At 61.9% G+C, this 6,672-nt stretch carries 6 protein-coding genes; 5 read left to right on the top strand and 1 reads right to left on the bottom strand.

Going from position 1 to position 6,672, the window contains the following annotated elements:
* Nucleotides 1–360: 360 nt before the first annotated feature.
* From cofD to VNM72_13155, 5 genes are all read left to right on the top strand, one after another.
* Entirely contained in the window at nt 361–1,296 is a 936-nt protein-coding gene (gene cofD, locus VNM72_13175) for a 2-phospho-L-lactate transferase (GenBank protein HXF06349.1), read from the top strand.
* 1 nt (nt 1,297) lies between these two features.
* Nucleotides 1,298–1,993, top strand: coding sequence for a 2-phospho-L-lactate guanylyltransferase (cofC, locus tag VNM72_13170; protein ID HXF06348.1), 696 nt, complete (start codon nt 1,298–1,300; stop codon nt 1,991–1,993).
* Complete coding sequence (gene cofE, locus VNM72_13165) at nt 1,945–2,697, top strand: coenzyme F420-0:L-glutamate ligase (GenBank protein ID HXF06347.1); 753 nt, start codon at nt 1,945–1,947, stop codon at nt 2,695–2,697. The genes cofC and cofE overlap by 49 nt, the downstream gene beginning before the upstream one ends.
* A gap of 149 nt (nt 2,698–2,846) precedes the next feature.
* Entirely contained in the window at nt 2,847–5,630 is a 2,784-nt protein-coding gene (locus tag VNM72_13160; GenBank protein ID HXF06346.1) for a M14 family zinc carboxypeptidase, read from the top strand.
* A gap of 339 nt (nt 5,631–5,969) precedes the next feature.
* Entirely contained in the window at nt 5,970–6,338 is a 369-nt protein-coding gene (locus tag VNM72_13155) for a hypothetical protein (GenBank protein HXF06345.1), read from the top strand.
* A gap of 148 nt (nt 6,339–6,486) precedes the next feature.
* Here VNM72_13155 and VNM72_13150 read toward each other — a convergent pair.
* The coding region (locus VNM72_13150) for a hypothetical protein (protein HXF06344.1) at nt 6,487–6,672 on the bottom strand (186 nt) is incomplete at its 5' end.

Below are 6,672 nucleotides of genomic sequence, written 5' to 3'. Positions count from 1 at the left end.
CGGGAACCGGGCGTCTCACCGACAATCTCCCCTCGGTCGCTCAGCATCGCCGAGAGGTTTGCCTCTCTTCCCTTCCCGTCGCTGCTTCATTTCCCTGCCGCAGGTCACATCCCTCTCCAATCATCAAGCCAATGTGCCCCCTTGTGCGCACAGGCGGTGACACCGTCACCTGGAGTTAGCCCGTTTGCCGCACCTGTAGCGGAGGGCAGCTATAGTGCGGATGCGAACCCTCCGGCAATGCCGGGTCGAAAATCGGTTACGTCGCTTCCGGTTGACATGGTATATTAGCTCGCCGACAGAGGGCGCCGATTCAGGGGAATCGTCGGGAGCAAATCACTCAGAGGGTCTTCGTTCGAGGCAATGAGGGTGACGATTCTCACAGGAGGGACGGGAGGGGCGAAATTCATCCGGGGGATGATGGATGTTGTTTCCCCAACCGATCTCACGATCATCGGCAACACCGGCGATGACTGTCAGGTGTGGGGGCTCCACATCTCGCCCGATCTCGATACCGTCATGTACCAGTTGGCGGGCCTTCTGGATGAAGAGCGCGGCTGGGGCGTTCGGAACGACACCTTCACCTGCCTGGCCATGATGGGTTTTTATGGGGAACCGATGTGGTTCAAACTCGGCGATCGCGATCTGGCGACGCATCTGAAGCGAACGCGGCTTTTGCAAAGCGGGTGGTCGCTCGCCGACGTGACGGCGATGCTCTGTCAATCGTTAGGCATTTCGGCGCGATTGTTGCCCATGTCCAATGATCGTGTGGAGACGCGGCTTCACACGCCTCACGGAGTGCTCTCGTTTCAGGAGTATTTCGTTCGTGAGCGATGGCGACCGGAGGTCACGGGGATCGAATTCGTCGGCAGCGACCGGGCGCAACCTGCTCCCGGTGTGGTGGACGCCCTTCGACACGCCGACGGAGTGATCATTGCTCCCAGCAACCCGATCACCAGCATTGGGCCGATGCTTTCGATCTCCGGGATTCGTCAGGCGCTCCAGGAGACACCGGCGCCCGTGGTGGCCATCAGCCCTCTGATCGGAGGGCATGCCGTCAGCGGTCCAGCAGCTCGGTTGCTGGCCAGTCAGGGGTATGAGCCATCGCCCCGGGGCATCGCCCGGTTCTACTCCGGATTGATTGATTGGCTCCTCATTGACGAAAAAGATGCAGCCCTCGCCGATGAGATCGCTCGTCAGGGCATTCGTGTCGCTCTTGCCCCTTTGCTCATGAGAGATCGGGAGGCCAGCCGCGCCCTCGCGCAGGCCGCCCTCGCTTGCTGTCAGCAAACGGTGTAACGTGATTTGGGCCATCGTTCCTGTCAAAGATTTCCACACGGCGAAGCAGCGGCTGAACAACTGGCTGTCGCCTGAGGAGCGGCGCGAACTGGCAGCGGCCATGCTCTCGGATGTGCTTCGGGCGCTTGGGAGAGCCACCGGACTGGATCGGATCGTCCTCGTCACACGGGAGCCGCAGGCCATCGCCAGAGCCCGTGCGGTGGGAGCCCTCGTCATTGACGAACCTTTCAACCAGGGAGAATCAGCCGCGGTAGACCGAGCCCTCGCCCGGGCCATTGGCGCTTGCGTGCGAGCGGTTGTCGTCATCCCCGGTGATGTTCCACTGGTCTCGCCGGACGATGTGACGGCTATGGTCGAAGCGGGCAGGCACCATCAGGTGGTCCTCGTCCCTTCACGAGATCAGCGGGGATCGAACGGAGTTTGGCTCTGCCCGCCGGATGCTCTGCCGCTCTGCTTCGGCAGCGATAGTTTTCGCCTTCACCGTGAGCGCGCGCAGGCGCGAAATCTCTCCACCCTCGTTCTCCACCGCCCGAACCTCGCGCTCGATATAGACACGGCCGACGATCTTCATGAGCTTGCCCTCCGCTACGACTCTCATCCACAATTGGCAGCTCGCTCGGAAACGGCGGCCTTTTTACGGGCCATCCGATGGCCACAGCGATTCAGATCATCGGGATTGAAGGAATCCCGGAGGTGAAGCCGGGCGATGACCTGGCGGCACTTCTCGTGGAGGCTCTGGCGCGACAGCAGCTCTCTCTGCGTCCAACGGATGTGCTGGTCGTCACGCAAAAGGTTGTCTCCAAAGCCGAAGGACGAATCGTCGAACTGAAACAGGTGGAGCCATCGCCCTTCGCCCGGACTGTGGCCCGGCGCACCGGAAAAGATGCCCGCCTGGTTGAACTGATTCTCCGCCAGACGGTGCGCGTCGTGAAAATGGATCGGGGATTGCTCTTGACGGAGACCCCGCAGGGATTGGTGTGCGCCAACGCCGGCGTTGATCAATCCAATGTCGGGATGGGACGGGCGACGCTTTTGCCCGAAGACCCTGATGCGTCGGCTGAGCGCCTCCGTGAGGAGATCAAACGCCTCACCGGCGTGGATGTGGGCGTCATCGTTTCTGATACTTTTGGCCGACCCTGGCGCGAGGGATTGGTCGAGGTGGCCATCGGCGTGGCGGGGTTTTGCCCGGTGGCCGATTATCGCGGCCAGCAGGATAAATTTGGCTACACGCTGCGGGCGACAATTGTGGCCGTAGCCGATGAGCTGGCGGCCGCCGCCGGACTCGTCTTCGGAAAAACCCAGCAGATCCCGGCGGCGCTCATCCGCGGCTGGCAGCGGCGAATCCAACCGGGTTCCGCACGGCAGTTACTGCGTCCTGCCGAGGAGGATCTTTTTCGCTAGCCCCAAGCCACCGTGCGAGTGCGCCAGGACGGGACAGTCCTGCACCCTGTTCGGAGAAGAGGACAAACTTTCCAGCCTCCCTGCTGACAGGCAGAGCGGCTGACACGCACCGGCTCAAAAGCCGGCGCGACATTTTTTCGGAGGGGAAAATGAAAAAGGTAGCGTGTTGGATTTACCTGAGCCTCCTCATGGGATCTCTCGTCGGAGGAGAGAGGCTGGCATCGGCCGACCGATTCGACTTCTACGCCCGCGGTCCCTATCGGTCGGCGGTCCCGCGCCCCTCGACGATTCTCGGCTATGAACCGGGAGAAGCTCATACCGACTTCGCGGGGATGGAAAAGGTCATCGAAGCCATCGCTCAGGCGGCTTCCGATCGGGTGAAAGTCGTTCCCTACGGCAAAAGCTATGAGCGGCGGACGCTCCGGCTGGTCATCATCAGTGCGCCGGAGAATATGGCCCGATTGGAGGAAATTCGCGCGGCGTTGGCGCGTCTGGCCGATCCCCGAACGATTCGATCCGCCGACGAAGCGGCGACGCTCATTCGCTCGACGCCGGTCGTCGTCTGGCTCAACTATGCTAACGATGGGAACGAATCGGCAGCCTTTGAAGCCGCGCTTCAGGTGATCTACCAGTTGGCGGCGACCGAAGACCCTCAGCTCGTTCACGCGTTGCGCCAGGCCGTCGTCATCGTCAATCCCGCTCATAATCCCGAAAGTCACGAGCGATTCGTCGCCTGGTACAACTCCGTCGCCATCGGTAGCGAAGATCCTCTGGCCTACGAGCACACGCCGCCCTGGGGCGTTTCGACCAATAACAACCACTACCAGATTGACCTGAACCGAGATGCGCTGGCCAGCACACAGGTGGAAACACAGGCCCTGATGCGCGCCTACCGCCAGTGGAATCCACAGGTTTTCGTGGATCATCACGGACAGGTGCCGCAGTTTTTCTTCCCGCCGCCGGCAGCACCGGTCAACGCCAATCTCCCCAGAACGATTCACGAACTCATGGATTTGTTTGGCCGGGGGAATGCCGCTGCCTTCGACCGCTATGAGTGGCCGTATTTCGTCCGCGATGTCTATGATCTCTACTACCCCGGCTACTGGGATAGCTGGCCCTCGCTCAACGGAGCCATCGGAATGACGTTTGAGACCGATGGCGGGGGATATAAAGGGCTGCGCTTTCGTCGGGATGATGAGACGGTCGTCACGCTGCGGGATGGCATCGCCAAGCATTTCACCGGCAGCCTGGCGACGCTGGAGACGGCGGCTCGCCACCGCGAGCGCCTGTTGCAGTATTTTTATGATTTTCGGCGCACGGCCATCGAGGAAGCGGCAACGGCTCGAATGAAACGGATCGTGCTCATCCCGGGAGCCGATCCCGGTCGGGCAGGGGAGCTGGCGGCAGCCTTGCTTCGCGCCGGCATCGAAGTGCGCCAGACCCGCGAAGCGTTTTCCTCTCGCGCCGCCCACGATTATTTCGGCGGTGCCGCAACACCTCGACAGTTTCCTCCCGGCGTTCTGATCGTTGATCTGGCTCAACCTCAGGGCCGGCTGGCAAAGACCCTGCTTGAGCCCGATGCCGAACTCGATCCCGAATTCGTCAAGCGCCAACTGGAGATCCGCGAGCGTAACGAAAAGCGGGGACGAAATGAACCCCGGGAACGCTACGGGTTCTACGATGTCACGGCCTGGTCGCTCCCGTTCGCTTTCGGCATCGAAGCCTACTGGACGGAAGATGCTCCCCCGGTGGCAGCAACGCCGCTGGCCCTGGATGAGTCGCAGAGCGTCGTCATCGGCAGCGAGCGAAAGCCCCTGGTGACCGGAGAAGTGGTCAACGCTCCGGCAACATCGGCCTATGTGTTTGCCTACGACACAAACGGCGCCGCCCGACTCGCCGTGCAGTTGCTCAAGGAAGGATTCAAGATTGCCGTCGCCACTCGACCCCTGCGCGTCGAGGGTCAGGACTTCCCTCGCGGCACAATCGTCGTTCGCGTGGAGCGCAATCCCCAGTCGCTGCACGAGCGCATCGTACAACTGGCCCGGGAGTGCGGCGTGCGCGTTCTGGCTGCCCGCACCGCCTATACCGATCGCGGCGATACGGGGATCGGCTCCGGAACCGTCGTCTCGCTGCGTCTGCCTAAAGTGATCGTCATCGTGGGCGAGGGCGTCTCTCCGACAAGCTACGGAGCCCTCTGGTTTCTGTTCGAGCAACGGCTCGGCCTTCCTTTCATCCCGATGACCATTGGCTCCCTCACTCGCGCAGACATTTTCGACTACGATGTGATCATCTTCCCCGAGGGGTCGGCCGAAGCCTATCGGAGTCAACTGGGAGATCGCGGGATCGAACGATTGAAGCGCTGGGTCAGCGAGGGAGGTGTCCTCATCGGCATCGGGGGTGGAGCTGAGCTGTTCACCCTGCGGGGCGTTGAACTGACCACGTCGCGTCTGGTAGGGGCTCAGGAGGAACGACCATCACAACCCGCGGCGCCACCGCCAGGCACATCCACATCACCGCAACAGCCGACGCCCCCGGCGCAACAAGCACGCCCGGAGGCTCAACCGCCGGCCGGACCGCGTCCTCTGCCCGTTCCGGGTTCCATCTTCCGGGCGACGTTCGACCGTCACCACTTTTTGACCTTCGGCTATGAATCGGAGAACCTGGCCGTCCCCGTCTTCTCCGGTCGCTTCTTCACGCGCAGCCGGGACGGCGCTAACGTGGTGACGTTCGAGGGGGAAAATCTTCGCCTGAGCGGATTCGTCTGGCCCAATAATACGGTCGAGCTTCTCCGGGGAACATCCTACGTCATCAGCGAGCCGACCGGTCGCGGACAGGTCATCCTCTATGCGCACGATCCGAACTTTCGTCTCTTCTGGCAGGGACTGACGCGACTCTTTACGAATAGCATCCTCTTTGCCCCCTCATTGCGCTGACATTTTTGGGCGAGGATGCTTCTGGCTGCGACAGTCCTGGGGTGAGCGATAGCAAGCCCCAGGACAACAGCCATCACCCCCCAGACCCCCGAAGGGGACGGCCCATCAGATTATCGCTCGCATGCCCGGCACCGCTCGGTTGCGTCAATCGCATGGGCCGCCCGCTCCGCGGGCTATGGTACGGAACCTGTGCCCATTATCAAAGGGGTTCGCTATCGCCCACCCCAATCCGCCCCGTTGACCCACGCGATTGGCGCCTCCGTTTTTGTCCGGGCGTCGGCAGACGCCCCCAAGAAGGTAGCCAGACGTGCAACGTCTGGATGCACGCGAAATAAAACGATGCGCCTTGAAGAGGCGCAAGACCGATGGTTCATCCCGTTCGATCCCTCGCCGCAATCGTTCGGAGGCCGGGAGCGTTCGCGTCCGGTGGTCTGGCGCGTCTTCAACGCGCCGTCATTTTTCGTCTCACGTTTTCCAGACGTTTCACGTCTGGCTACCTTCGCGTGGGCCGCTTCCGCGGCCCATTGCCCCTTGAACAATTGCACCTGGCGGTCCGTGTTGCAACGTGCGGTTCGTCTTCTGGGAGCGTCCGCGTATGGTGGTCTGGCGCGTCTCCAACGCGCGGTGGATTTAATTCGCGTCGCGTTTTCCAGACGTTTCACGTCTGGCTACCTTCGGGTGGGCCGCTTCCGCGGCCCATTGTTTTGAACGTTGCCCGTCGGGGCGCGCCGTCAATACGCGTTGATCACTCCGCTTCCTGATCCAGACGTTCCACGTCTGGCTACCTTCGCGGGGCCGCTTGCGTGGCCATTTGTTTTGAACGTTGCCCGTCGGGAGCGCATCCTCGATACGCCGTTCACCAATCCCGCCGTTGACCCACGCGATTGGCGCCTCCGTTTTTGTCCGGGCGTCGGCAGACGCCCCCAAGAGGGTAGCCAGACGTGCAACGTCTGGATGCACGCGAAATAAAACGATGCGCCTTGAAGAGGCGCAAGACCGATGGTTCATCCCATTCGATCCCTCGCCGCAATCGTTCGGGGGC

It is taken from the genome of Blastocatellia bacterium, assembly GCA_035573895.1.
Lineage (GTDB): Bacteria > Acidobacteriota > Blastocatellia > HR10 > HR10 > DATLZR01.
The sequence above is the reverse complement of the archived record's forward strand: the minus strand, read 5'-3'. Positions and strand labels throughout refer to the sequence as shown.

What these genes read in the sequence shown, in the direction of transcription:
- cofD (HXF06349.1), top strand. Translation starts at nt 361, where the DNA reads ATGAGGGTGACGATTCTCACAGGAGGGACGGGAGGGGCGAAATTCATC.
- cofE (HXF06347.1), top strand. Translation starts at nt 1,945, where the DNA reads ATGGCCACAGCGATTCAGATCATCGGGATTGAAGGAATCCCGGAGGTG.
- VNM72_13160 (HXF06346.1), top strand. Translation starts at nt 2,847, where the DNA reads ATGAAAAAGGTAGCGTGTTGGATTTACCTGAGCCTCCTCATGGGATCT.
- VNM72_13155 (HXF06345.1), top strand. Translation starts at nt 5,970, where the DNA reads ATGCGCCTTGAAGAGGCGCAAGACCGATGGTTCATCCCGTTCGATCCC.